This is a genomic window from Campylobacter sp. JMF_04 NA10, assembly GCF_027737655.1.
Taxonomy (GTDB): Bacteria; Campylobacterota; Campylobacteria; order Campylobacterales; family Campylobacteraceae; genus Campylobacter_B.
On sequence record NZ_JAOVTZ010000001.1, the window covers coordinates 169,647 to 192,840 of the forward strand.

Below are 23,194 nucleotides of genomic sequence, written 5' to 3' on the forward strand. Positions count from 1 at the left end.
ATTTTTGGCAAAAGGCGAAAATTAACGAAATATAGCCATAAAATTAGGCTCGGTTCAATATTAAATTTACCACAGCGTTTGCTTGGTGGGCGGCGCATAGCATTACTCGCGCAGAAATTAGCCCATTTTCAAGCCCTGCACCGCTTGTGCTATCGCCACAGATATATAAATTCGCCCCAAATTTGCGAGTTTGGATAGAATTTGCTCCCCCAAGACCAGCCATACCCGAAGCGCAAACAAAAATTTTATCTTTATACTCAGCCGATAAATTCGCTATCATCGCCTTATTTTCGGCTCCGTCGAAGCACTCGCAGATGATTTTTTCGTCCCGTAAAATTTCACGCACATTTTCGCTCGTGATTTTTTCGCCACAAATTTGCACTTTCGCATAAGGGTTAATACCCAAAATTTGCTCTTTTAAAGCTTCTATTTTAGGGCTTCCCAAATGCTTTAAGGCGTAGTGCTGGCGATTTAAATTCGAAGCTTCAACAATGTCAAAATCTATGATAAAAAACTCGCCCACACCAGCCCTAGTAAGCATTATAGCGACATTTGAGCCAAGTCCGCCAGCCCCTAGTATGCAAACCCTGGCGCGTGATAAAATCTCGCTCACGCCACGCGGATTTCGCGCGAAAATTTCAGCCCTAAATTCGCTCTCGTTTTTTAAATTCAGCATTTCACCCGCCACCGACAAATTCGACTATTTCGTAAATTTTAAAATTTGAGATTTGCGAACTTTTCCAAAGCGTTTTTGATAAAATCTCTCCGTCGGCTTCCACGGCGATATAGCGCAAATCAAACCCTTGTAAGCGCAGAAATTCTTCCACGCTCATATCAGCGTCAAACTCACACTCACGCCCATTTACACGCACTTTTATCATCACTCTTCCCCCAGGCTCGCTCTGTATTCTTCGTAAGTCCCGCGAAAATCCACAATCTCGCCATTTCCTTTAAGGTGCAAAATACGGTTCGCAAAAGCGTCGATTAGTTCGCGGTCGTGGCTCACGCAAATCACGCACCCAGCGAAGTTATAAAGCGCTTCACCAAGAGCGATAATCGCCTCCAAATCAAGGTGGTTATTTGGCTCATCAAGCACCAAAAAATTTGGCTTAGTTAGCATTAGTTTGCTTAGCATTACGCGGTGCTTTTCGCCGCCGCTTAGCGCGCCCACGCTTTTTTCTTGCTCGGCTCCACTAAAAAGCATTCGCCCAAGGCACTTGCGAATTTCGTCTAAATCCTTGTTTTTCTCATCTCTGAGATAATCATACAGCTTCGCTTCGCCACTCACCGCCGAGCTCGTATCCTGCGCGAAGTATCCTTGCTCGATAGTCGCGCCCACATGCACCTTGCCCTTATCTGGCGCCATTTCGCCCACGATGATCTTGCACAGCGTCGATTTACCCACGCCGTTTCGCCCGATAACGGCGATTTTATCGCCCTTTAAAAGCTTTAAATTGAAATTTTGCAAAATTTTAATCTCGCCGAAACTCTTATCAATCTCGCTAAGCTCTAAAATCTCATTTCCAATCTCGCGCCCTAGTTTAAAAAGTATGCTTGGCTCCCTGCGAGAAGATGTCGCAATCTCGCTAATATCGATTTTATCGAGCAATTTTTGCCTTGAAGTGGCTTGTTTGGCCTTGCTGGCGTTTGCGCTAAAACGGGCGATAAATTTTTCGAGTTCCGCCTTTTCTTTGACCTTTTTGTCGCGCTCAAATTCAGCCTGTTTTTTTATCAAATTTGCCGCGATAAACCAATCATCGTAATTCCCGCTAAATTCGCGCACTTTTTTGAAATCCACATCCAAAATGTCCGTGCAGACGCGGTTTAGGAAGTGTCTATCGTGGCTGATGACCACCATAGTGCCCTCGTGGCGGTTTAGCTCGAACTCCAACCACGCAATCGCGTCGATATCAAGGTTGTTTGTCGGCTCGTCTAAAAACAAAATATCGGGCTTAGGAAACAGCACCTGGGCTAGGAGGATTTTGACCTTGTCGCTAGCCTCGATTTCGCTCATTTTTTTGCCAAATTCATCTTCGCTAAATCCCAGCGAACTTAAAATTTTCTCGATTCTCGTCTCATACTCGTAGTTTGGATCCTCTTCGGCGCAGATGATTTCAAGCTCAGCCAAGCGGTCGTTGATTTCGTCCGTAAATTCAGGGCTTTCATAGAGTTTTTCTTTTTCTTTGACGGCGTCGTAAAGGCGTTTGTTGCCATACAAAACTGCGTCTTTTACCAAAAATTCCTCAAACGCAAATTGATTTTGCCCGAGCACGCCTATTTTGCGGCCGTTTTCGACGAGTATTTCGCCACTACTATGCTCGACTTCGCCACTTAAAATTTTAAGTAGCGTCGATTTACCTGCGCCGTTTGCGCCGATTAGTCCGTATCTATGGCCTTTTAAAAGCGTCAAATTTACATTTTCGAACAGCAGCTGTTTGCCAAAACGCATTACTAAATCTTTGATTTCTATCATTTTTGATCCTTGGAATTTAAAATTTTGCGATTATACAAAAAAAGGCTAAATTTAGCCAAAATTTAGGCGCTATAATCGCTATCAAGGGCGATTAAAATTTCATAATCGCTAAATTTCGCGCTGACTTCTTTGATGATATTTTGGTGGATTTGCTCGCGGTTAATCGCGTCAAAATCAATAATCACATCAAAACTGATGATTTTTTCGATCGAATTTGCGTGAAATCCGTGCATTTGCAAAATTTTTTCATCGCTAAAAACTATTTTTTGAATTTCACTATAAATTTTAGCGGTTTTCTCATCTTTTAAATTTAGCGCATAAATGCCCACAGTATCGATAACAACGCTAAATTTGGCAAAAATTTCACTCTGAATTTTTCGCGTGAGTGTATCTATGCTAGCCGCGCTCATATCCTCGCTAACTTCGATATGCACGGAGCCCAGCATTTTATCAGGGCCATAGTCGTGAAACATCAAATCATACGCGCCAAGCACGCCGTCGATTTTCTTGATTTCGGTATAAATTTGCTTTGCAATCTCGATATTTAGGGGGCTTCCTAAAATTTTATTGATAGTGTCTTTTAAAATTTCGGCAGCTGTTTTGATAAGCAATAGCGAAATAATCACGCCCAAATACGCCTCCAAAGCCACGCCGAAAAATATAAAAATAAACGCTGCCACTAGCGTCGAAAACGACACTAGCGCGTCAAATTTCGCGTCAATCCCACTTGCGATTAGCGAGTCAGAATTCGCCCTAACACCCATTTTTTGGGTATATGAGCCAAGCACGATTTTTACCACGACCGCAACTGCGATCAAAAATAGCGAAACGCCGTCGTAATCTGGCGTGAGTGGAGCAAAAATCTTGCGCACACAGCTAATAAGCGCCGCAAACCCCGCATATAGGATAATCACGCCGATACTTAGAGCCGTGAGATACTCGATTCTGCCATGCCCATAAGGGTGCTCTTTGTCTGGTTTTTTGCCAGCAAGTTTAAGCCCCACAATCGTAATGACCGAGCTTAGCACATCGCTTAGATTGTTTATGGCGTCAATTACGATAGCAATGGAGTTTGTGAAAAACCCAATCGCCCCCTTAAACAGCGCCAAAATCACATTTGTAAGAATTCCAACTAGCCCTGTGCGAACGATGATTTTATCGCGCGGAACGACCTTTTCTGGGATTTGCATAGATTTCCTTTTTGTAATTTAAAAGGCGCGATTTTATCAAAATAAAGCTTAATTTGATAATAAAGGAGAGAATTTGCCTTGCTAAATTTCAAGCAAAATTTAGCAAGGTAGTGTTTGAGGGAAAGATTATTTTGATATTATTCTGTTGGTTTATAAGCTTCTTGCAGTTTTTTTTATTTCTTCTTGTGATAATTTTTCTTGTGCCATTTAACAAACCTTATATTTTTATGCTATGCCTGTATTTGGAATAATCTTCCCCTAAAATTTCTCGTTCCTTTTTTTCAAGTTCAATCATTTCGCCATTACTTACTTTAAACACCACACCCCTTCTATTTAGTTCATCAATCGCTACTTGCAGTTTAGCATATAACGGGTGTTTGCTTGTATCTAGTTTTGTGTTATTAGTTATTTCTATATAGTGTAGTTCTTCTGTTGCCAATTTTATGCGAATTTTAGATATTGTTTCATAGGGCCAACGAATTTCATTAATCAAATTTTCTGCAATTTCTTCATCTAATTCATCAAGTGGTGTATTCATAATTTTAATACCCAAAGCTTCCGATAAAGCTTGATCATGCACTAATGCGGGACTCTTTTCATCTCCTAAATTAGCAACTGCATAAAAAAGCCCAAAAACATTTTTTGCCCTTTCAGCAAGCCCTTCTCTTGCTCCAAAACTACAAGGCTTGGCTACTTTTTCGCCAGTTCCAAGAAGGCTATTGCGGTCAGAAAAATCAATATCTTTTAATGTGATTTTTTTAGATTTTTGTGGCAAATTAACGATTTCTTCGCTACCAACTTCTTCTTTTAAATTTTCTTGTGTGAAAGTTCCGAGTTTGATTTCTTCCATATTTATGCTCCTATTTTTGGAATAAATTTATAATTTCATATCTCGTAGATACTGCTCGATATTTGGGACATTATCCTTCCTGCAAATCATTGTAGTTGGGATATTTGCCTGTTTTTTGGAAAGAATTTTCAAATTTAGCTTTTTATCGTATCCAAGCTTTTCGATTATGCTCAGTGGCAGTATCGTCTGCCCGATCCCAGCCTCCACACAGCCTAAAATCGTCTCATAACTAGCAAATTCGAAAATTTTAGCCTCTATTTTGCGAGATTGCAGATATTTCATCGCAAAATCATTATAAGCGCACCCCTTACGATATGCCAAAAACACCGCATTTTCGCTCGTTTGCTTTGGACTTGCGATGACCATTGTCTCATCGAAAATATTTAGCGTCATTAAATCTTTATGCTCTACTATTCCGCTTACAAAGGCAATATCAGCCTTGTAATCAAGTAGCCATTTAAGGCACCCAGCAGTCGTATTTGTGGTAAGCTCCAACGAAGCACCCTTAAAGTCATTATAAAGCCTTAGCAAAAACGGCACCACGCGCACCGCAGCATTTGCTTCTGTGGAGACTACGCGCAGGCTTAATTCTTTGGATTTTTTAATCTCCTTGTTTAGCCGCTCGATTTTGCTTACAATCTCACACGCCCTAGGATAGAGCATTTCGCCCTCTTTGGTAAGCAAAACGCCTTGCGGAACTCTGTGAAAAAGCTTAAAGCCAAGATCGTTTTCTAGCTGTTTGATACGAGCTGTGATGTTTGATTGAGCCTGTTTTAGCTTTTTTGCGCCCAGTGTTACGCTTCGCTCACCAGCGACTGCGACAAAAACTTTTAATAAATTTGAATCCATTTTTATCTCCAAATTTAAGAAATTTTATCAAATTTAAGAATTTTGCTTTTTGCGGATATTTGTTATCGTCTCGCCGCCGATTGCGTAGTTATCGGTGCTAAGCTCATCTATGATGACGACGCAGGTTTTCTCGCCACGACCGACGACTTTCACAAAAGCGTCTGTTAGCTCGCGGACTAAATCCCCCTTTTGCTCCACGCTCAAACCGCCGTCCTCGATAGTCATTTTGACATTGATAAGTGGCATTTTTGCTCCTTTTTTAAAAATTTTATCGCACCTAGACTAAGTGCGCTAAGTCCCACAAAAATCGCGGTTAAAACTAGCGCCCTATCGTAGCTTTGATAGATGTTAAAGATTTTAGCACAATACAGCGGCGCGATTATCGTTCCTATGGCATACGCAGCCGTTAGCGCACTCATAATCGGCGCTGATGATTTGGGCGCTAGGCTCGCCCCATAGCTCATAAATAGCGCAGTTAGCCCCATCATCGTGTTTCCATATATAGCACCACTTAATAAATTTAAGATTAAATTTTGGCTAAACACTGGGATTAAAATCCCTAAAATTTGTAGCAAAAGCGAGGCTATCATCATCTCTACCCCGCCAAATCTCCGCCCCAAATTCACCCAGACAAAGGGCCCAAACATCGCGAAAACGCCCACCAAATACCACGCATAAGTGCCCATATTTTCTAGCCCTTTTACGCGGTTTATGATATCAGGCAAAAAGCTAGCCTGCACCACAAATCCCATGCCCTCCAAAAAATATGCGAAGATTAAAATTTTCAAAATTAGCAAATTTGGCAATTTTTCGCTTTTTGCGACCAAAAATTTGGCGTTTTTACCACGCCTAGGCGTGAGTGTATTTAGCGCGAAAATGCTTAAAGGAAGCGAAAAAACTATCAAAAAAACCCACGCGATTTTCCAGTGAAAAAACACAAGAGCTAAATTTCCCACAAGCGAGGTTAGCACGATAGAAATACCAGCCGCGCCAAAATAAAACGCCATGGCCTGTTTGTTGTGAGATAGCAGGTCAAAGACAAATGACGAACCCGCGCCCATAACCAGCGCCGAACCCACTCCTGCGGCCACTCTCGCACCAAACCAAAGGTAGTAATTTTCGCTAAATGCTAAAATAATTGTCGTAAAAATGCTTAGAAAAAGTGCTAGTTTAAAAAGCAAAATTTTAAACTCTCTCCCGCGCACAAAGACCGTGGCAAAGGAGCCAACGAAGTATCCAGTGTAGTTTGCAAAGGCTAGAATTCCAGCCCGTTCTACGCTTAAAAAATCACCTAGCATTGGTGGCAAAAGTGCTGTAAAAGCAAATCGCGCCGTGCCGATAGCCACGATAAATGCGCAAATTCCAGCTAATAAAATTTTAATATCGTTAAATTTCATATATTTTCTTAAATTTGGATTTTTGCGAGATTGTATCAATAAAAACGATTTAAAGTCAAATATAAAATAACGATTTGTGATATATAAAATTTATATACCAAACGGCAAAAATTCGCCGTTTGGTAGGTGAAATTTGAAATTTAAGCCTGTGGTTGAATCGCTGAATTATCAGCTAAATTTTCCCTATCGACCTCTTCGATTTTTTCCCACAGCGCGCGCGCAGCCTGCTCGTAGCGTTTCGCACTTACAGAATCTGGCGCATAAAAGCTAATTGGCTTGCCATTATCGCCGCCCTCGCGGATTGCGATTTCGATTGGGATTTCGCCGATAACTTTGGTATTGTAAGCACTAGCTAGCTTTTGCGCACCGCCACGGCCGAAAATATCGTATTCTTTGCCATTATCAGGGCAGATAAATCCGCTCATATTCTCAATAATTCCAGCCACTGGGATATGGAGCTTCTCAAACATATCAAGCCCCCTAGCGCCATCATCAAGTGCTACGGTTTGAGGCGTGGTTACGCACACACCAGCTGTTACTGGCACGCTTTGGGCAAGTGTGATTTGCGCATCGCCAGTTCCAGGTGGCATATCTATGAAAAGCACATCTAAATCACTCCACGCGACATCTTTTAGAAGCTGTTCGATCGCCTTCATTATCATTGCCCCACGCCACATTAGCCCCTGACCTGCTTCGATTAGCACGCCCATACTCATCATTTCGATTCCGTGGCTTTCGATTGGCTTTAATCTCTGTCCGATTACGCTAGCTTGGGTGTTTTCCTCGCCTAGCATGCGTGGCATGTTTGGACCATAAATATCAGCGTCTAACACGCCTACTTTTTTACCAAGTTTGGCTAGCGAAATCGCCAAATTTAGGGTAGTTGTGGATTTGCCAACGCCACCTTTGCCCGAACTAATCATCACAAAATGTTTGATTTGTGGGGCGATATTTTTGCCAGAGCGCGAATTGCTCTGTTCTGGGGCTAGTTTTGGTGTTTTAATCGAAATTTGCGCAGTTGGGATTAAATTTAAAATTTCAGCCTTAATCTGCATTGAAATTTCGCTTTTTTGGCTTGGAATTTCGATATCTATCACAGGATTTTCGCCCTCACTCACGCTTTTTACAAAGCCAAAATCAACGATAGATTTTGAAAACCCCGGATAAATCACGCCTCGAAGCGCGTTTAAAATTTCATCTTTACTCATTTTTCCTCTTTCTTTGAAATTTGATAAAAGGCGCATTATATTTAAAAAGTTTGAAATTTTTTTTAAATTTAGCCGTTTAAAAAGCCTGTAACTTTGGCGCAAAATTTAAGCGGGAAAATGCGGGTCAAAAGGTTCGCTAGAAGCATAAACCTGCCGTCATACACTAGCGTTTTGCCACTCATCATCGCCTCAAACCCTCGCCTTGCCACAGCATTTGCATCGTCGCTTCGCGCAAAAATTTTAGCGTTTTTTACGCCGGCTCGCTCGCCAAAATTTGTAGCCACAGGACCCGGACAAAACGCCGTTACGCTGATATTTTGCGCGCGAAGCTCTTCGCCTAGGGCTACGCTGAAATTTCGCACAAATGCCTTGCTTGCGTAATACACGCTCATTTTTGGACCCGCTGTGAGCGCGGCAGCAGAGGCGATATTTAGGATTTTTCCGCCACCTCGCTCAATCATCAAATTTGCGAAATAGTGCGTTAAATTTAGCAAACTAGCGATATTTACCTGCACCATTTCGAGTTGTTTTTTCAGATCGCTTTTAGCAAATTCGCCGTGATCTCCAAAACCTGCGTTATTTATCAAAATGTCGATTTTCAGGGAGTTTTCGCGGACAAATTCGCAAATTTTATCCGCGCTAGTATTTTGCGATAAATCCGCCCCAAAGATAAAAACTCTCACGCCAAATTTAGCTTCAAGCTCGTTTTTTAAGGCGTTTAGCGCGTCAGTATTTCGCGCTGTGATAACCAAATCATATCCGTTTTCGGCACAAATCCACGCAAACTCGCGCCCCAAACCGCTACTAGCTCCCGTGATTAAAGCGGTTTTATTCATCGCTCATCTTTTGGGAAGTGTTCGCAATTTTGCTCTGCAATTTGGCGCGAAATTTTATACGCGCAAAATTTCGGCCCACACATCGAGCAAAACTCCGCATTTTTGAAGCCCTCATCAGGCAGGCTCTCGTCGTGATATTCGCGCGCTCGCTCAGGATCAAGTGCGAGTTCAAACTGCTTGTTCCAGTCAAATTTATACCTAGCGTCGCTCATAGCGTGATCTCGCTCGATAGCTCCTTTTTTGCCAAGTGCGACATCTGCGGCGTGGGCTGCGATTTTATGAGCGATTATGCCGTCTCTAACATCTTTTGCGTTTGGCAAACCCAAATGCTCTTTTGGCGTAACATAGCAAAGCATACTAGCACCGTGAAAGGCTGCCATCGTCCCGCCAATCGCACTTGTGATATGATCATACCCTGCGCCGATGTCTGTGGGAAGTGGTCCAAGTATGTAAAACGGAGCGTCGTTACAAAGGCGCTGCTCTTCTTTCATATTAAATTCAATCTGATTAAACGGCACATGTCCCGGACCTTCTATCATAACTTGAACATTTTTTGCGTTCGCTCTTGTTGCTAGTTTTCCAAGCTCGGCTAGTTCGCTCATTTGGGCTTCATCTGTGGCATCATACAAACAACCCGGTCGCAAACTATCGCCGAGAGATAGTGCGACATCGCATTTAGCGCAAATATCGCAAATAGCGTCAAAATTTTCATAAAACGGATTTTCTTTGTGGTGTTTCATCATCCAACTAGCCATTAATGAACCGCCACGGCTTACGATTCCCATTTTGCGTTTGGCAACAAGTGGCATAAATTTAAGCAAAAATCCTGCATGAATAGTAAAATAATCAACGCCTTGCTTAGCTTGTTTTTCGATACAATCAAGCATAATTTGTGGCGTTAGGTTATCTAAATCTTTAATGTCGTGGATAATTTGATAAATCGGCACCGTGCCAATCGGAACGGTTGAGTTTGCGATAATCGCACGGCGAATTTCGTCTAAATCCCCGCCAGTGCTTAGATCCATGACGGTGTCTGCGCCGTATTTTATCGAAAGGCGCAATTTTTCAATCTCTTCATCTATGCCACTGCTGAGGCTAGAAGAGCCGATATTTGCGTTGATTTTGCATTTCAGCGCCCTGCCAATGCCCATAGGAACTAGGTTTTTGTGGTTTATGTTGGCTGGGATTATGAGTTTTCCCTGTGCGATTTGCGCTCTGATAAATTCGGCTTCCAAACACTCTGTTTTTGCGACAGCCTCCATTTGTGGGGTGATAACGCCATTTTTAGCGTAAAAAAGTTGAGTTGGGGTTGCGCAGTCTTTTAAATTTGGGGTTTGCATTTTTGACCTTTCATGCGAAAATTTGTGAAATTTTGTAGAATTTTACTACAAAAAAGCAAAATTTAAATCTTTTTTTGTGTGTTTAAATTCGTAACACCGCTTGGCAAAATTTGCAAAATTTAGCCAAAATTTCACTATTTTTTAAATTTAATATGTATAATTTCGTAACATTTTTAAAATTTTAGGAAATCAAATGTCTGAAATATCACTCGTTTTACTCGCCGCTGGGGATTCTACGCGCTTTGCTAGCCCCGTAAAAAAGCAGTGGCTTCGCATAGGTGATGATCCGCTGTGGCTACATGTCGCCAAAGATCTCGCAAAAAAGGCAAATTTCGTAAAAATCATAATCGTAGCTAATCCGCAAGATTTAAAATACATGCGCGCTTTTTGCGATGAATTCGAGTTTATAGCCGGTGGCGATATGCGCCAAATTTCGCTTAAAAATGCCCTTGAAATGGTGCAAAGCGAGTTTGTTTTAGTAAGCGATGTGGCGCGGGCAAGTATTTCTCAAAATCTCATAAACTCGCTACTTGAAAATTTAGGCAAATTTGACTGTGTAAGCCCATATTTAGGCGTAAATGACACGGCGTATTTGGGCGAGTGCGAGATAGCGCGCGATGAAATCAAACTAATCCAAACCCCGCAACTCTCGCGCACAAATTTGTTAAAAAAAGCCTTGCAAAGCGAGCAAATTTTCACAGACGATAGCTTAGCCATAAAGAGCGTAGGCGGGAGCCTTGGCTTTGTAAAGGGCGAAATTTCGGCTAGAAAAATCACGCGGATTTGCGATTTAGAAAATTTTGATTTTCCTAGCGTTTGTTCGGAGATATTTTGCGGAAACGGCTTTGATGTGCATGCGCTAGAAGCTGGCTCGTTTATCACACTTTGTGGCGTAAATATACCTTGCGAGTATTCGCTCATCGCTCACAGCGATGGAGATGTGGCGATTCACGCGTTAATTGATGCAATGTGCGGGGCAGCTGGGATTGGCGATATTGGCGAGCTTTTCCCTGATACAGACGAGGCTTACAAAGGAATTGATTCAAAAATTTTGTTACGAAAAGTAACAGATAAAATTCACCACTATGGCTTTGAAATCGTAAATGCAGACATTACCATAATGGCGCAAAAGCCCAAACTAAGCCCATACAAAGAGCAAATGCGAAAAGCTTTGTGCGAAATTTTAGCCACGCGCAAGGTAAATGTCAAAGCCACCACCACTGAAAAACTAGGCTTTGTGGGCCGAAGCGAGGGCATTGCGGTGATTGCAAGTGTGAATTTAAAGTATTTTGACTGGAAAAAACTGCTTATCAAGGATTAGTTTTGAAAATCTTAATCGCTGAAAAGGAAAGCTATCTGGCAAACTCACTTAGCCTAAAACTAAGCGCGCTAAACCACCAATGCACCGTGGTTTCCACCCTGCCACTAGCCCTGAACGCTGGGGAGTTCGACGCTGTTTTACTCTCATCATCGTGGGGAAGTGGCGATTTGCTAAGTGTGATTGCGCGCCACAAAAACGCAATCGTGATAATGCTAGTTTCATACATCAGCAACGACACGGTTACAGCGCCCATAAATGCGGGCGCGACAGATTATATTTTAAAGCCGTTTATGATAGAAGATCTCATCAAAAAGCTCGATCACTACGCGTATTTTAAGCAAATTTTGCGTGAAAAAGAGCAAAATGACGAACTCTTGCGCGCACTAAAAGAAATTTACGACACGCCAAAAATAAACGCGCAAAAGCTCAAATTTCCGCTTTTTTTAAAGGGTTATGATGAAATTTCGCGCCTTTTATGCGCCCATCAAATCGCCCAAAATTTTGGCGTAAAAATCATAATCGCTAGTGGCGAGAATTGCGAAAACTTAAAAATAAAAAACGAAATTTTATTCGTGCAAAAATTTGATAAAACATCGCCTGCCAAAAGAGCGCAAATTTTATCAAATTTTGCCGAAAAACGGCTAGTTTTGGAGGTTTGCTCTATGGAATTTAGCGAAAACTCAAATGAAATTTTACTCTCTCCATACTGCGCGAAAAACAAAATTTTAAGCCTGGAAGAGTATTTGAAATTTGCGATTTTAGCACATCAGGGCGAGTATTTCGACTCTGAACTCGCCTCGATTTTGGGGATTTCGCGAAAATCGCTTTGGGAAAAGAGAAAAAAATATGGTATCACGCGAAAAAAATAGCATTGAAATCTCAAAAAGCGAGCTTTGCGCCCTGCACCTTTTGAAATTTGGGGCATTTGGGGGCGAAGAAAGGCTAAAAAACGGCAAAAATTTCGCCTTTGTAGCGGGGAAATTTAGAGCTGGCACGGAAGTAAATTTGATCTGCGAAGGCGAAATTTGCGGAAAATTAAAAATTATTTCATCGCAAAAAATCACAGACGACGAAAAACAAAACTCCGTTTTTGAAAACAAACGCCCAGGAAATGAGGCGATTAAGGGTGAGCTTAGCCTAAATTCGCATATAATTGGTGATGAGTTTGCGGAATTTTTCGCGCGAAAATCAAGCTTCAAAAACCCCAAAATTTCAGCCTTTTTCACCATGGCAGATCCCTTGCACAGGGTGCATGAAAGGTTACTTCGCCTGATGATAGACAAGGCTGATTTTGTGGTGATTTTTTTGGTAGGTTCGAGCAGAAGCGACGCATTTAGCGCAAATTTGCGCAAAAAAACCTTGGAGTTTTTGTGCGAAAATTTCCTTGTAAAAGGGCGGATTTTGCTCATAGATTTAAACGATTTTAGCGCGCTAAATAACCACTCCGACCCTACGCTTGAATGCGCCATAGCGCACAATCTAGGCATAAATAAGGTCGTCTTTGGGCAAAAACACAAGCATGTGGCAGGCTACTTCGACCACGGCGATATGCACTCTGTGCTGGATTTTTGCGATTACGAAAATTTCGAAATTTGGCTCATGCCAGAGTATGTGTATTGCAACAAATGCAAGGTCCTTTCCAGCGTGAAAAACTGCCCTCACGGCTCGCACCACCATGTGCATTATCACACGCGTAACCTCAAAGCCATGCTCTATGCTGGGATTTTGCCGCCTGCGCTTTTCATGCGAAAGGAGATTTCGGCGATGATTTTGGCCGAGCTTTTCCCTAATCGCTTCGCCGATTTGCAAGCCCTTTACGATGATTTGTTCCCTAACGACGGGCTTATCGAGCCTAGAAGCGAGAGTGAATTTTACGAAGAGTTAATGAGGCTGTATCAAACCAGCGCGCTAAAAACTTGAAATTTGAAATTTAAAAGGAGAAAATTTGAATAAGTTATTTGTTACATTTTTTGGAAGTGGGCTTTTGCGACCTGCGCCTGGGACTTGGGGGAGCTTGGCAGGCTGGATTGTGGGGCTTGTGATTTTGGCACTTGCAGGGGGAACGACGCTGTTTTTGTGCGCTGCTCTGGTTTTTGTAATCTCGCTAAAAATCATTGACGAATACGAAAAACAGGTCAGTTCGCACGATAATAGCGAAATCGTAATCGACGAGGTCGTGGGCGTGTGGATCGCTATGAGCATCGGTGCTAGCGTAGGCGAGGTGTATGGGATAGATTTTGCGCAAATTATTTCTGGCTTTGAAGCTAGCGGGCTTTCGTGGCTTGCGATGATTTTATCCCTTGTGCTATTTAGGGTTTTTGATATATGGAAGCCATCTATCATAGGGCGCGCCGATCGCGATATCAAGGGCGGTCTGGGCGTGATGAGCGATGATATTTTGGCTGGATTTTTCGCTGGGCTTGGGGTTTTGATTATTTTTTCGTTGATGATTAAATTTGGACTTGGAGGGCTGATTTTTTAAATCAGCCTCTTATTTTCCAATAGGATAGTTCATATTTTGTAATTTTTTAAATGTTTGCAATGCATGGAATTTTTTACAACGCTCATTTTTCCTATTTGTAGGAGTTAGGGTCAAATAATACCCTCTAACACCACCGTCATGAACCGTAATATCAGCGCAAAATACCATACTCTTTTTTGATTTTACACCAACTCCAAATGGTATTGGTTTGTTTAATTCAACTGTCGAATTCAACATATCGTCACTAAATTGACGCACGCTAGTCATATTGCTAAGCAATCTCAATCTACCTTGTGCTTGATAATCAGATCGCATATCCTTAAATGTACGATCTAAATCACTAACCGCTGCCGCAGCTATCGGTCCATCTGTTAGTCCAGTGATTTTCGGCCACACAACCTTAACGCCGAAAAAAATCACAACTATGATTAAAATCAGACTACCTAGTCCGCTACCGCCTGCTCCGCCTTTACTCATCTTTTCACTCCTTCATCGATGTTTTTTGAAATAGCCTCTATTTTGCTAGAAAACATATAATTTTCATAACTCTTTTGAATATATGCCTTCAAAAGCTCGCCCACATCTACATGCAAACCATCTCTTGCGATCTCGCGCCAGTCCCGCTCGAAACTGAGCGCAAACTCATCTTCTAGGCTGATAGAATACTCTTTACTCAAAGATTTGCTTGTAAATTTAACTGAAATTTCTCTCATTTTTAGTTGTCAAATTCATCTTTTGCAAAAATTTCATCTAGTTTTTTGCTAAGCTCCTCGTCACTTAGTTTGCGATACTCGGCGTCCTCTTCTAGCGTGCCAAGCTGCATACTAATCGCCTCATTTTGCGCCTTGATACTAACTAGCTCTGCGCGCAATCTCGCGTTTTCTTCCCTAGCCTCGCTGTATCTTCTGATAAGCTCCTCGACCTTTTGACCCAAACTCTCGACTTTTTTTTCTTCGTCAAAGATTGATTCCATATTTGTCCTTTTTTTAGATATAATTCAAAGTTTTTATTCTAACCAAATTTAGCTTTAAAATAAAGGAAAAATTTGCAAAATTTTAAAATATCATCAAAATTTACGCCTAGCGACGATCAAAAAAACGCGATAGATAAAATCGTGCAAGGCATAAAAAATGGTGAAAAATATCAAACACTACTCGGAGTTACCGGAAGCGGAAAAACCTTTACTATGGCAAATATCATCGCAAATTTGCAAATTCCAACTCTCATAATGACACACAACAAATCCCTTGCAGCACAACTTTATAGCGAATTTAAGGGCTTTTTTCCGCAAAATCATGTCGAGTATTTTATCAGCTATTATGATTATTATCAACCAGAAGCCTACATTCCACGCCAAGACCTTTTTATCGAAAAAGATAGCTCCATAAATGACGAGTTAGAGCGCCTTCGCCTTTCAGCCACGGCTAGTTTGCTTAGTTTTGACGATGTCATTACGATAGCTTCGGTTTCGGCAAACTATGGTTTGGGCGACCCGTCAGAATACAAAGGCATGGTGCTTCATTTGGAGCTTGGTCAGAGTTTTTCTAGCAAATTTTTACTTCGCAAACTCGTCGATATGGGATATAAACGCAACGACAATTTTTTTGATCGTGGCGATTTCCGCGCTAACGGCGATACGATTGATATTTATCCGGCGTATTTTAACGACGAAGCCATAAGACTAGAATTTTTTGGCGACGAGCTTGAAGCGATGTATCATTTCGATGTTTTGGAAAATAAAAAAACAAAAAGCGTGGCTAAATTTATTCTTTATCCTACAAGTCAGTTTATCGTCGGCGAAAACCGCCTAAAAACGGCGATTAAAGGCATTGAAGAAGAGCTTGGTGAGAGATTAAAATTTTTTGAAAATGAAAACAGGCTCGTCGAAGCCCAGCGTCTAAAACAGCGGGTCGAATTTGACCTTGAAATGATGAGTGCAACAGGCATTTGCAAAGGAATCGAAAACTACGCGCGCTACTTAACAGGGCAAAACGCCGGAGAAACGCCGTATTCGCTGTTTGATTACTACGAGAGCAAGGGGCAAGACTACCTAATCATCGTCGATGAAAGCCATGTGAGCTTGCCGCAGTTTCGCGGTATGTTCGCAGGCGATCGAAGTCGCAAAGAAACGCTCGTAGAATACGGCTTTCGTCTGCCTAGTGCGCTTGATAACCGCCCTTTGATGTTTGATGAATTTATCAGCAAAAAGGGCAAATTTTTATTCGTTTCAGCCACGCCAAATGAATACGAAGTGAATTTAAGCGGCGGAAAGGTTGTGGAGCAAATTTTGCGTCCGACAGGGCTTTTAGACCCCGAAATTCTCATAAAAGATAGCGACAATCAAGTCGAAATCCTGCACGATATGGCAAAAAAGGTTATCGCTAGGAACGAGCGAATTTTGGTAACCGTGCTAACAAAAAAAATGGCAGAAGAGCTTAGCAAATACTACCTTGAACTCGGTATCAAGGTCAAATATATGCACTCAGACATCGACGCGATAGAGCGAAATGAGCTAATCAGAGGGCTAAGATCAGGCGAATTTGATATGCTAATCGGTATAAATTTATTGCGTGAGGGCTTGGATTTGCCGGAAGTTAGTTTGATTGCGATTTTTGATGCCGATAAAGAGGGATTTTTGCGCTCGGAAACTAGCCTTATTCAGACTATGGGACGGGCTGCTAGAAATATAAACGGGCAAGTTGTGATGTTTTGCAAAAAAATCACCCGCTCAATGCAAAGTGCTATCGACATAACCACGGCTAGACGCAAATTCCAAGATGAATACAACCGCACTCACGGCATAACGCCACACTCGGCAAGTCGCAACATAGAAGAAAGCCTAAAAATTGATGATGGGGCTGAAATTTTAACCAAAGCGAAAAAACTAGAAAAAATGCCAGCCGCCGAGAGAGCCAAAATCATAAAAGAGCTAAGAAAGCAAATGCTAGAAGCCGCTGCTGCGCTGGAATTCGAAAAAGCCGCTGCATTGCGTGATGAAATAGCGAAAATGAAAAAACTCTAAATTTGGGCTAAATTTAGCACAAATTTTGCATAAATTTCACGCGAATTTACCCAAATTTTAGCGCAAATAAAAAAGGGCTTGCGAGCAAAATTCGCAAGCCCCAAATGCAATTTAACTCAATTTTGAAGGTCGAAAATTTTAAAGTCGTTAATTGCCTCAAATTTTGCTAACACAAAATTCTCACAATGGCAAATTTTACGCCACTGCGAGAATTTGCAAATTTAAGCCAAAACTAAAATTTAAAATTTTAATTCCTAAAACTATGAATCGGCGCAGGTATTTGCCCACCTCTGGCGATAAATTCAGCAGATGAAGCCGAATTTACACTCATCACTGGCGCAGAGCCTAGCAATCCGCCAAACTCGATCATATCGCCCTTTTGGCCTAGCGGGATAATGCGCACGGCGGTGGTTTTTTGGTTTATCACGCCGATTGCGGCCTCATCGGCTATCATCGCTGAAATCGTAGCTGCGGGCGTATCGGACGGAATTGCAATCATATCGAGCCCCACGGAGCAAATCGCCGTCATCGCCTCTAATTTTTCCAAATTTAGCGCACCAGCCTTGACCGCCTCTATCATGCCCTCGTCCTCAGAGACCGGTATAAACGCCCCAGACAGGCCTCCTACTTGGTTGCACGCCATGACGCCACCTTTTTTGACCGCGTCGTTTAAAAGCGCAAGCGCAGCCGTCGTGCCGTGCGCGCCCACACGCTCCAAGCCCATTTCTTCGAGCACTCTCGCCACAGAATCCCCCACAGCAGGCGTCGGCGCGAGCGATAAATCCACAATGCCAAATTTCACGCCCAGCCTCTCGCTAGCCATTGAGCCCACAAGCTGGCCTATGCGGGTGATTTTAAAGGCGGTTTTTTTGACGGTTTCAGCGAGTATATCAAAGCTCTCTCCGCGCACCTTTTCTAAGGCGCGTTTGACCACGCCAGGACCCGATACGCCGACATTTATAACCACATCAGCCTCGCCTACTCCGTGAAATGCGCCCGCCATAAAGGGATTGTCCTCGACGGCGTTTGCGAAAACTACGAGCTTAGCGCAGCCAAATTTGCTTAAATTCGCGGTTTGTTTGATGATTTCGCCCATATCGCGCACAGCGGACATGTTTATGCCGGTTTTGGTCGAGCCTACATTTACACTAGCGCAGACGCGCTCGGTTCCAGCTAGGGCGCGCGGGATTGAGCGGATTAGGATTTCATCGCCCTTTTGGTAGCCTTTTTGCACAAGTGCGCTAAATCCGCCGATGAAATTCACACCCACAGCGTGCGCGGCCTCGTCTAGCGTGCGCGCAAAAATCGTGTAATCATCTAAATCCGTGGCCGCACCGATGAGCGAAATCGGCGTTACGCAGATGCGTTTATTGACGATTGGGATACCAAGCTCGGCTGAAATTTCATCGCCAACAGCGACTAAATTTTTGGCTTTTTTTGTGATTTTAGCGTAAATTTTCTCGCAGGCTTTTTCGGGGTTTGCGTCGATACAATCAAGAAGCGAAATGCCCATTGTAATGGTGCGGATATCGAAATTTTGCTCTTCTATCATAGAAATTGTTTCGGTTACTTGCTTGATATTCATTTTCGCGCCTTAGATATTGTGCATGGCGTCAAAAATCGCCGAACTTTGGATATTGATTTTGACATTTAGGCTAGCGCCAAACTCTTCAAGCTCGCTGCGAAGGGCCGTGAAGTCCTTTTTATCATCGCTGCTGACCACAGCCATCATTGTGAAAAACTCGTCCAAAACGGTTTGCGTGATATCGTCGATATTAAGCCCAAGTGCGGCTAGCTTGGTGGCTACGCCAGCTACGATGCCGACCTTGTCCTTGCCGACTACTGTTACGATTGCTTTCATGTGCGTCCTTGTAAAATGTGAAATTTAAAGGGGATTATATCAAATTTGGGGGAAATTTGGAATTTTGAAATTCCAAATTTTAGCTTGCGCCCTCACGGAATAAAACTGCTTTTATAGTTTTTAAAATAATTACAAAATCGACATAAAGTGTCCAGTTTTTGACATACCAAATGTCCATTTTTGCTCTAATTTTAAAATCAGTATCGCCTCTACCCATAACCTGTGCTAGTCCCGTGACGCCGGGTTTTACATGGAGTAAAATTTTCATATCAGCTTGGCTTATTCCGCCGTTTTCTCGCTCTCCGACCACAAACGGGCGAGGGCCTACGATACTCATATCACCTTTTAGGACATTTATGAGTTGCGGAAGCTCATCAAGCGAAGTTTTACGCATGAAATTTCCGATTTTTGTAATGCGTGGATCGTTTTTGTATTTATGGTATTTATCGAAAAATTCGACTTCATCTGGGTTTTTTTGCAAATAATCTCGTAAAATTTCATCGCCGTTTTCTTTCATAGAGCGAAATTTAAAGCAATTAAAAGGTCTGTTATTTCTGCCTGCTCGTGGTTGCGAAAATAAAATTTTTCCCTTTGGTTCTTCGATTTTCATTAAAACAAAAATCACAAAAAAAGCCACAACCAAAAATGGTAAAGCCAAAAGCACGACAATATAATCAACCAAACCCTTCATAAAATAATTCATCGGTTTTAACAGCGAATTTTCCAGCATAAATAAATTCGTGCGAGAGTTAAAAAGGCTGAAAATTTCCCCACCAGCGAAATCATATCCTTGCAGAGCAGGAGTGAAAATCACCTCGCGGTTTTTGATGACATTTTCTTCGACCAACCTGTTTAGCTCGTCAATACTCTTTAAATTTTTATTTGCGATAAAAACGGTCTCGTAGTCATCGCCACGGGTAAATTTATAGCCCAAATAGTGGTTTTTAAAGATTTCGCGGCGGAATTCTTTATCGCCATTGATAACCCTAGCGTTTTTTTGCCAAATTCCCACACGGTAAAGGTATTTTTTAAGAAAAAATTTGCACATCGGTATCAAAACCGCGCACAATCCAAACGCCAAAAATATCACAAATCGCGAGTGCGAGACATTTTTGTTAATCGCAAGCAAGAAAAAAATCATCACCAGCGCAAACATACACGATGAAAACACAATATAACTTTCATGCCAAAAATCATAGCGTTTGGTGTAAATTTTGCGATACGCTAATGTGCCGATAATCAAAACATATATAAAAAATGAGCCAAGATAGGTGGTATAATGCTGTGGTGTATTGCCCACAAAATCAAATTCTATGAGATTTCTCACGCTCACAGCTATGAAAAATGATATCAAAATACACAAAACATCAGCCGCTAAAAGTATAGCCATAGCATAAAATTTTTTCATAATTAAATTTTCCAAAAATAAATTTGCGACATTATAGCCAAATTTTAGTTTAATTTTGATAAAATCAAAATTTTTAAGATTTTGAAATGATTAAATTTTCGAAAAGAAAAAACGAAATTCAAAGCCCATTTTAGGGCAAAATTTTGAGTTTGAGGATAAAAATTTTGAAGACTGTAAAACGCGTTATAACTTATGGCACATTTGATATGCTTCATTACGGGCATATAAATTTGCTTCGTCGTGCAAAAGCACTTGGCGATTACCTTATCGTGGCACTTTCTACCGATGAGTTTAACTGGAATTCAAAGCAAAAAAAATGCTATTTTTCATACGAAAAACGCAAACATTTGCTTGAAGCGATTCGCTATGTGGATCTTGTGATCCCAGAAAATTCATGGGAGCAAAAAAAGGAAGATGTGCATTTATACCATGTCGATACTTTCGTCATCGGCGATGACTGGGAAGGCAAATTTGACTTTTTAAAAGACGAAGGCTGCGAAGTGGTCTATCTAAAACGAACGCCGGAGATTTCGACAACACAGATAAAAAAAGACTTAAAAGACAAGGAAACAAAATGAGCGAAAATTTAATGAATTCTGCGAATTCGCAAAACGATGAAATCGATATTTTCGAGTTACTAGGCAAAATTTGGAAAGGTAAATTTAGCATTGCTATGTTTGTATTAGCGTTTTTTGCTTTGGGCGTTTTATACACCATAATCGCCACGCCGTGGTATAGCGCAAAGGCTAGAATTTCAGTACCTTACTACAAAAATTTAGAAGAAAATAAAAAAGAGCTTTTAGTTGAAGCCGATATGATAATAAATAAAATTCAAAGCAAATATATCGACGCTCTTAAAGGTCAGCCAAAAGAGAGTGCATTTGTAGAAAAAGTAATCTCAGCTAAAATAAGTGGCACAAAAAACAACCTAAACGACTTTTTTGACATCGAAGTTATGGGTAAAAGCAACGACGAAGCTATCGCTTTGATAAACAAAATAGTGAAGGAAGAACAAGATATTTACAAAAGTGAAATCGAGTTGCAACGACAAAATATAAAAAATAATATCGCCAAAGTAGAAAACGACATCGCAAATTTGACAGATCAAATCAAACAATACGAAACTGTTTTATTACCAAATAAAGACAAAGAAATCGCAAATCTCAAAAGTGTCGTAATCCCTAAACGACAAGAAGATTATAAAAATTTAGTAGAAATCGTAATTCCAAATTTAGAAAATGAGATAAAAAACGCAGAGGAAGAGTTAAAAACTGGTTCTGTTGGCAATAATTCGCTAATCACTCTAAAAGAACGACTTGCAGATTTAAGAGAACAATACGCCACTACTATCACTACCAAACGCCAAATTGAGTATGATTTGCATGATGATGAATTTGTAAAAATAGCGATAGCCCAAAGTGAAAAAAATGAACTAGTCGCCAAATCAAGCGATCTTAACTCAAAAATTACTGAATTTAAAAACAACATAGAGATGCTAAAAGCCACTCAAAGTCCGCTAAATCTAAGTAATGTTGTCATAAAAGACGATTTAATCGTAACAAACAAAGCTCCCGTAAAACCTAAAAAACTTTTAATCGTAGCGATTGCTACATTTCTAGGTGGCGTTTTGGGTGTGTTTTGGGTTTTGCTAAAAAGCGAAATCAAGGCTAGGAAAAAGGCGAATTTAGCGTAAATTATGAGTAATCAAGCTATAAATCAAAGCCACAAAAAAAGGCTTATTGGAAATTTTGCTTCGCTAACAGTGCTTCAAATTTTTAGCTATGTGTTGCCACTATTAACTCTGCCATATTTGGTAAGAGTGCTAAATATAGAAACTTATGGCTTGGTTATGTTTGCTCAATCTTTTATAGTATTTTTAAATATTTTTGTGGATTGGGGGTTTAATCTTTCCGCAACAAGAGATATTTCTATAAACCGTGAAAGCAAAGAAAAACTAACTGAAATTTACAGCTCAGTAATGAGTATAAAAATAGCTTTGATTTTTCTGTTTTTAGCTATTTTAACTATTTTGGTGTTTTTTGTGCCAAAATTTTCAGGCGATAAAAGCGTTTATTATTTATCATTTTTATGGATTGTAGGGCAGGCGCTGTTTCCTGTGTGGTACTTTCAAGGTATCGAAAAAATGAAGTATATCACAATCGTAAAAGTTACGGCTCAACTACTTTTTACGATTTGTATTTTTGTTTTTGTTAAACAAAATAGTGATTATCTCTTAGTGCCGTTATTTAATGGACTTGGGTTAATTATCGGCTCGTTAATCGCTTTAAAAATAATTCACATAGATTTTGGGCAAAATTTTAAATTTCAAAATTTTGCAACTCTTTGGGGATATTTTAAAGAGAGTTTTTCTTTCTTTTTATCGAGACTTTCAGTTAGTTTATATACTTCCGCAAATGCTTTTGTTTTGGGTATTTTTACGACAAATACGATTGTGGGGTATTATGCTGTTGCCGAGCAACTATACAAAGCATTACAAGCTTTTTATTATCCATTAACACAAGTGTTATATCCATACATTGCAAAGGAAAGAAACATAGCGTTATTTAAAAAAATTTTTAAATTTGCCACTATTTTTAACATAATCGGAATTTGTATTTTATATTTCATAGGGACCGAAATTTTTAATTTGCTATTTACAAACAAAATTGGAGCAGAATCTATAAAAGTATTTAATATATTTTTGATAGTAGCCATATTTGTCGTGCCTAGCATTTTGCTTGGTTATCCGTTTTTAGGAGCTCTTGGATATGCTAAATACGCAAATTTGAGCGTGATTTATGGTTCGATTATACATGTAATAGGTTTGGTAATTTTAGCTATTTTTGGTAAAATTACTCTATACTCTGTAACTTTTATGGTTTTGGTGACGGAAATGGTTGTGTTTGGGTATAGAATAATTTCTATAAAAAAATATATTTTTATTGAGAAAAATTAAA

General features: G+C 40.7%; 25 protein-coding genes. 8 read left to right on the forward strand and 17 right to left on the reverse strand.

Features of this window, described 5'->3' with window-relative positions; all coding sequences use genetic code 11:
• Nucleotides 1-43: 43 nt before the first annotated feature.
• The 11 genes from thiF to thiC all read right to left on the reverse strand — a co-directional run bounded on the left by thiF (nucleotide 44) and on the right by thiC (nucleotide 10,143).
• Entirely contained in the window at nucleotides 44-676 is a 633-nt protein-coding gene (gene thiF, locus OFO12_RS00900; RefSeq protein WP_270869132.1) for a sulfur carrier protein ThiS adenylyltransferase ThiF, read from the reverse strand.
• A 1-nt stretch (nucleotide 677) separates the two neighbouring features.
• Complete coding sequence (gene thiS, locus OFO12_RS00905) at nucleotides 678-881, reverse strand: sulfur carrier protein ThiS (protein ID WP_270865201.1); 204 nt, start codon at nucleotides 879-881, stop codon at nucleotides 678-680.
• A complete protein-coding gene (locus OFO12_RS00910; RefSeq protein WP_270862055.1) occupies nucleotides 881-2,473 on the reverse strand; it encodes an ABC-F family ATP-binding cassette domain-containing protein in 1,593 nt (530 codons plus the stop codon). Before OFO12_RS00910 ends, thiS begins: the two co-directional genes overlap by 1 nt.
• A 62-nt stretch (nucleotides 2,474-2,535) precedes the next feature.
• The gene (locus OFO12_RS00915) at nucleotides 2,536-3,663 is read right to left on the reverse strand and encodes a cation diffusion facilitator family transporter (protein ID WP_270869133.1); all 1,128 of its coding nucleotides are present in this window, start codon (nucleotides 3,661-3,663) and stop codon (nucleotides 2,536-2,538) included.
• 217 nt (nucleotides 3,664-3,880) lie between these two features.
• A complete protein-coding gene (locus OFO12_RS00920) occupies nucleotides 3,881-4,513 on the reverse strand; it encodes a hypothetical protein (protein WP_270869134.1) in 633 nt (210 codons plus the stop codon).
• A 27-nt stretch (nucleotides 4,514-4,540) separates the two neighbouring features.
• Nucleotides 4,541-5,362, reverse strand: coding sequence for a LysR family transcriptional regulator (locus OFO12_RS00925; protein ID WP_270865206.1), 822 nt, complete (start codon nucleotides 5,360-5,362; stop codon nucleotides 4,541-4,543).
• Nucleotides 5,363-5,395: 33 nt separating this feature from the next.
• On the reverse strand, nucleotides 5,396-5,608 hold the full coding sequence (locus tag OFO12_RS00930) for a tautomerase family protein (protein WP_270869135.1): 213 nt from the start codon (nucleotides 5,606-5,608) through the stop codon (nucleotides 5,396-5,398).
• On the reverse strand, nucleotides 5,584-6,759 hold the full coding sequence (locus OFO12_RS00935; protein ID WP_270869136.1) for a YbfB/YjiJ family MFS transporter: 1,176 nt from the start codon (nucleotides 6,757-6,759) through the stop codon (nucleotides 5,584-5,586). Before OFO12_RS00935 ends, OFO12_RS00930 begins: the two co-directional genes overlap by 25 nt.
• 140 nt (nucleotides 6,760-6,899) lie before the next feature.
• Entirely contained in the window at nucleotides 6,900-7,967 is a 1,068-nt protein-coding gene (locus OFO12_RS00940) for an Mrp/NBP35 family ATP-binding protein (protein ID WP_270866730.1), read from the reverse strand.
• 68 nt (nucleotides 7,968-8,035) lie between these two features.
• Nucleotides 8,036-8,803: an SDR family NAD(P)-dependent oxidoreductase gene (locus OFO12_RS00945; RefSeq protein WP_270869137.1), complete on the reverse strand. Its 768-nt coding sequence runs from the start codon at nucleotides 8,801-8,803 to the stop codon at nucleotides 8,036-8,038.
• On the reverse strand, nucleotides 8,800-10,143 hold the full coding sequence (gene thiC, locus OFO12_RS00950) for a phosphomethylpyrimidine synthase ThiC (protein ID WP_270869138.1): 1,344 nt from the start codon (nucleotides 10,141-10,143) through the stop codon (nucleotides 8,800-8,802). Before thiC ends, OFO12_RS00945 begins: the two co-directional genes overlap by 4 nt.
• A gap of 193 nt (nucleotides 10,144-10,336) precedes the next feature.
• Here thiC and OFO12_RS00955 point away from each other — a divergent pair, with 193 nt between their 5' ends.
• Genes OFO12_RS00955 through OFO12_RS00970 form a run of 4 tightly spaced genes read left to right on the forward strand, consistent with a single transcriptional unit; the run spans nucleotide 10,337 to nucleotide 13,946 of the window.
• A complete protein-coding gene (locus OFO12_RS00955) occupies nucleotides 10,337-11,464 on the forward strand; it encodes a bifunctional 2-C-methyl-D-erythritol 4-phosphate cytidylyltransferase/2-C-methyl-D-erythritol 2,4-cyclodiphosphate synthase (RefSeq protein ID WP_270869139.1) in 1,128 nt (375 codons plus the stop codon).
• A 2-nt stretch (nucleotides 11,465-11,466) separates the two neighbouring features.
• Nucleotides 11,467-12,333: a hypothetical protein gene (locus OFO12_RS00960; protein ID WP_270869140.1), complete on the forward strand. Its 867-nt coding sequence runs from the start codon at nucleotides 11,467-11,469 to the stop codon at nucleotides 12,331-12,333.
• Nucleotides 12,311-13,384, forward strand: a complete 1,074-nt coding sequence (locus tag OFO12_RS00965) for a sulfate adenylyltransferase (RefSeq protein ID WP_270869141.1) — start codon at nucleotides 12,311-12,313, stop codon at nucleotides 13,382-13,384. The genes OFO12_RS00960 and OFO12_RS00965 overlap by 23 nt, the downstream gene beginning before the upstream one ends.
• 25 nt (nucleotides 13,385-13,409) lie before the next feature.
• A complete protein-coding gene (locus tag OFO12_RS00970; RefSeq protein ID WP_270869142.1) occupies nucleotides 13,410-13,946 on the forward strand; it encodes a phosphatidylglycerophosphatase A family protein in 537 nt (178 codons plus the stop codon).
• 9 nt (nucleotides 13,947-13,955) lie between these two features.
• On the opposite strand, the gene OFO12_RS00975 is transcribed toward OFO12_RS00970, so the two are convergent.
• From OFO12_RS00975 to OFO12_RS00985, 3 genes are read right to left on the reverse strand one after another with little or no spacing between them, the layout of a single operon-like run.
• Nucleotides 13,956-14,423, reverse strand: a complete 468-nt coding sequence (locus OFO12_RS00975) for a hypothetical protein (protein ID WP_270869143.1) — start codon at nucleotides 14,421-14,423, stop codon at nucleotides 13,956-13,958.
• On the reverse strand, nucleotides 14,420-14,659 hold the full coding sequence (locus OFO12_RS00980) for a hypothetical protein (protein ID WP_270866722.1): 240 nt from the start codon (nucleotides 14,657-14,659) through the stop codon (nucleotides 14,420-14,422). The genes OFO12_RS00975 and OFO12_RS00980 overlap by 4 nt, the downstream gene beginning before the upstream one ends.
• A 2-nt stretch (nucleotides 14,660-14,661) precedes the next feature.
• The gene (locus OFO12_RS00985) at nucleotides 14,662-14,919 is read right to left on the reverse strand and encodes a hypothetical protein (RefSeq protein WP_270858296.1); all 258 of its coding nucleotides are present in this window, start codon (nucleotides 14,917-14,919) and stop codon (nucleotides 14,662-14,664) included.
• A gap of 72 nt (nucleotides 14,920-14,991) precedes the next feature.
• Here OFO12_RS00985 and uvrB point away from each other — a divergent pair, with 72 nt between their 5' ends.
• The gene (gene uvrB, locus OFO12_RS00990; RefSeq protein ID WP_270869144.1) at nucleotides 14,992-16,968 is read left to right on the forward strand and encodes an excinuclease ABC subunit UvrB; all 1,977 of its coding nucleotides are present in this window, start codon (nucleotides 14,992-14,994) and stop codon (nucleotides 16,966-16,968) included.
• A 247-nt stretch (nucleotides 16,969-17,215) separates the two neighbouring features.
• Here uvrB and OFO12_RS00995 read toward each other — a convergent pair whose 3' ends face one another.
• The 3 genes from OFO12_RS00995 to OFO12_RS01005 all read right to left on the reverse strand — a co-directional run bounded on the left by OFO12_RS00995 (nucleotide 17,216) and on the right by OFO12_RS01005 (nucleotide 20,237).
• Nucleotides 17,216-18,553 (reverse strand): PFL family protein, encoded by a 1,338-nt coding sequence (locus OFO12_RS00995; RefSeq protein ID WP_270869145.1) that lies wholly within the window; start codon nucleotides 18,551-18,553, stop codon nucleotides 17,216-17,218.
• Between the two features lie 9 nt (nucleotides 18,554-18,562).
• Nucleotides 18,563-18,829, reverse strand: a complete 267-nt coding sequence (locus OFO12_RS01000; RefSeq protein ID WP_270858301.1) for an ACT domain-containing protein — start codon at nucleotides 18,827-18,829, stop codon at nucleotides 18,563-18,565.
• A gap of 79 nt (nucleotides 18,830-18,908) precedes the next feature.
• The gene (locus tag OFO12_RS01005; RefSeq protein ID WP_270869146.1) at nucleotides 18,909-20,237 is read right to left on the reverse strand and encodes a sugar transferase; all 1,329 of its coding nucleotides are present in this window, start codon (nucleotides 20,235-20,237) and stop codon (nucleotides 18,909-18,911) included.
• Between the two features lie 164 nt (nucleotides 20,238-20,401).
• Here OFO12_RS01005 and tagD point away from each other — a divergent pair, with 164 nt between their 5' ends.
• Genes tagD through OFO12_RS01020 form a run of 3 tightly spaced genes read left to right on the forward strand, consistent with a single transcriptional unit; the run spans nucleotide 20,402 to nucleotide 23,193 of the window.
• A complete protein-coding gene (tagD, locus tag OFO12_RS01010; RefSeq protein WP_270869147.1) occupies nucleotides 20,402-20,815 on the forward strand; it encodes a glycerol-3-phosphate cytidylyltransferase in 414 nt (137 codons plus the stop codon).
• Nucleotides 20,812-21,930 (forward strand): Wzz/FepE/Etk N-terminal domain-containing protein, encoded by a 1,119-nt coding sequence (locus tag OFO12_RS01015; RefSeq protein WP_270869148.1) that lies wholly within the window; start codon nucleotides 20,812-20,814, stop codon nucleotides 21,928-21,930. The genes tagD and OFO12_RS01015 overlap by 4 nt, the downstream gene beginning before the upstream one ends.
• Before the next feature lie 3 nt (nucleotides 21,931-21,933).
• The gene (locus OFO12_RS01020) at nucleotides 21,934-23,193 is read left to right on the forward strand and encodes an oligosaccharide flippase family protein (RefSeq protein ID WP_270869149.1); all 1,260 of its coding nucleotides are present in this window, start codon (nucleotides 21,934-21,936) and stop codon (nucleotides 23,191-23,193) included.
• Nucleotide 23,194: the final 1 nt, after the last annotated feature.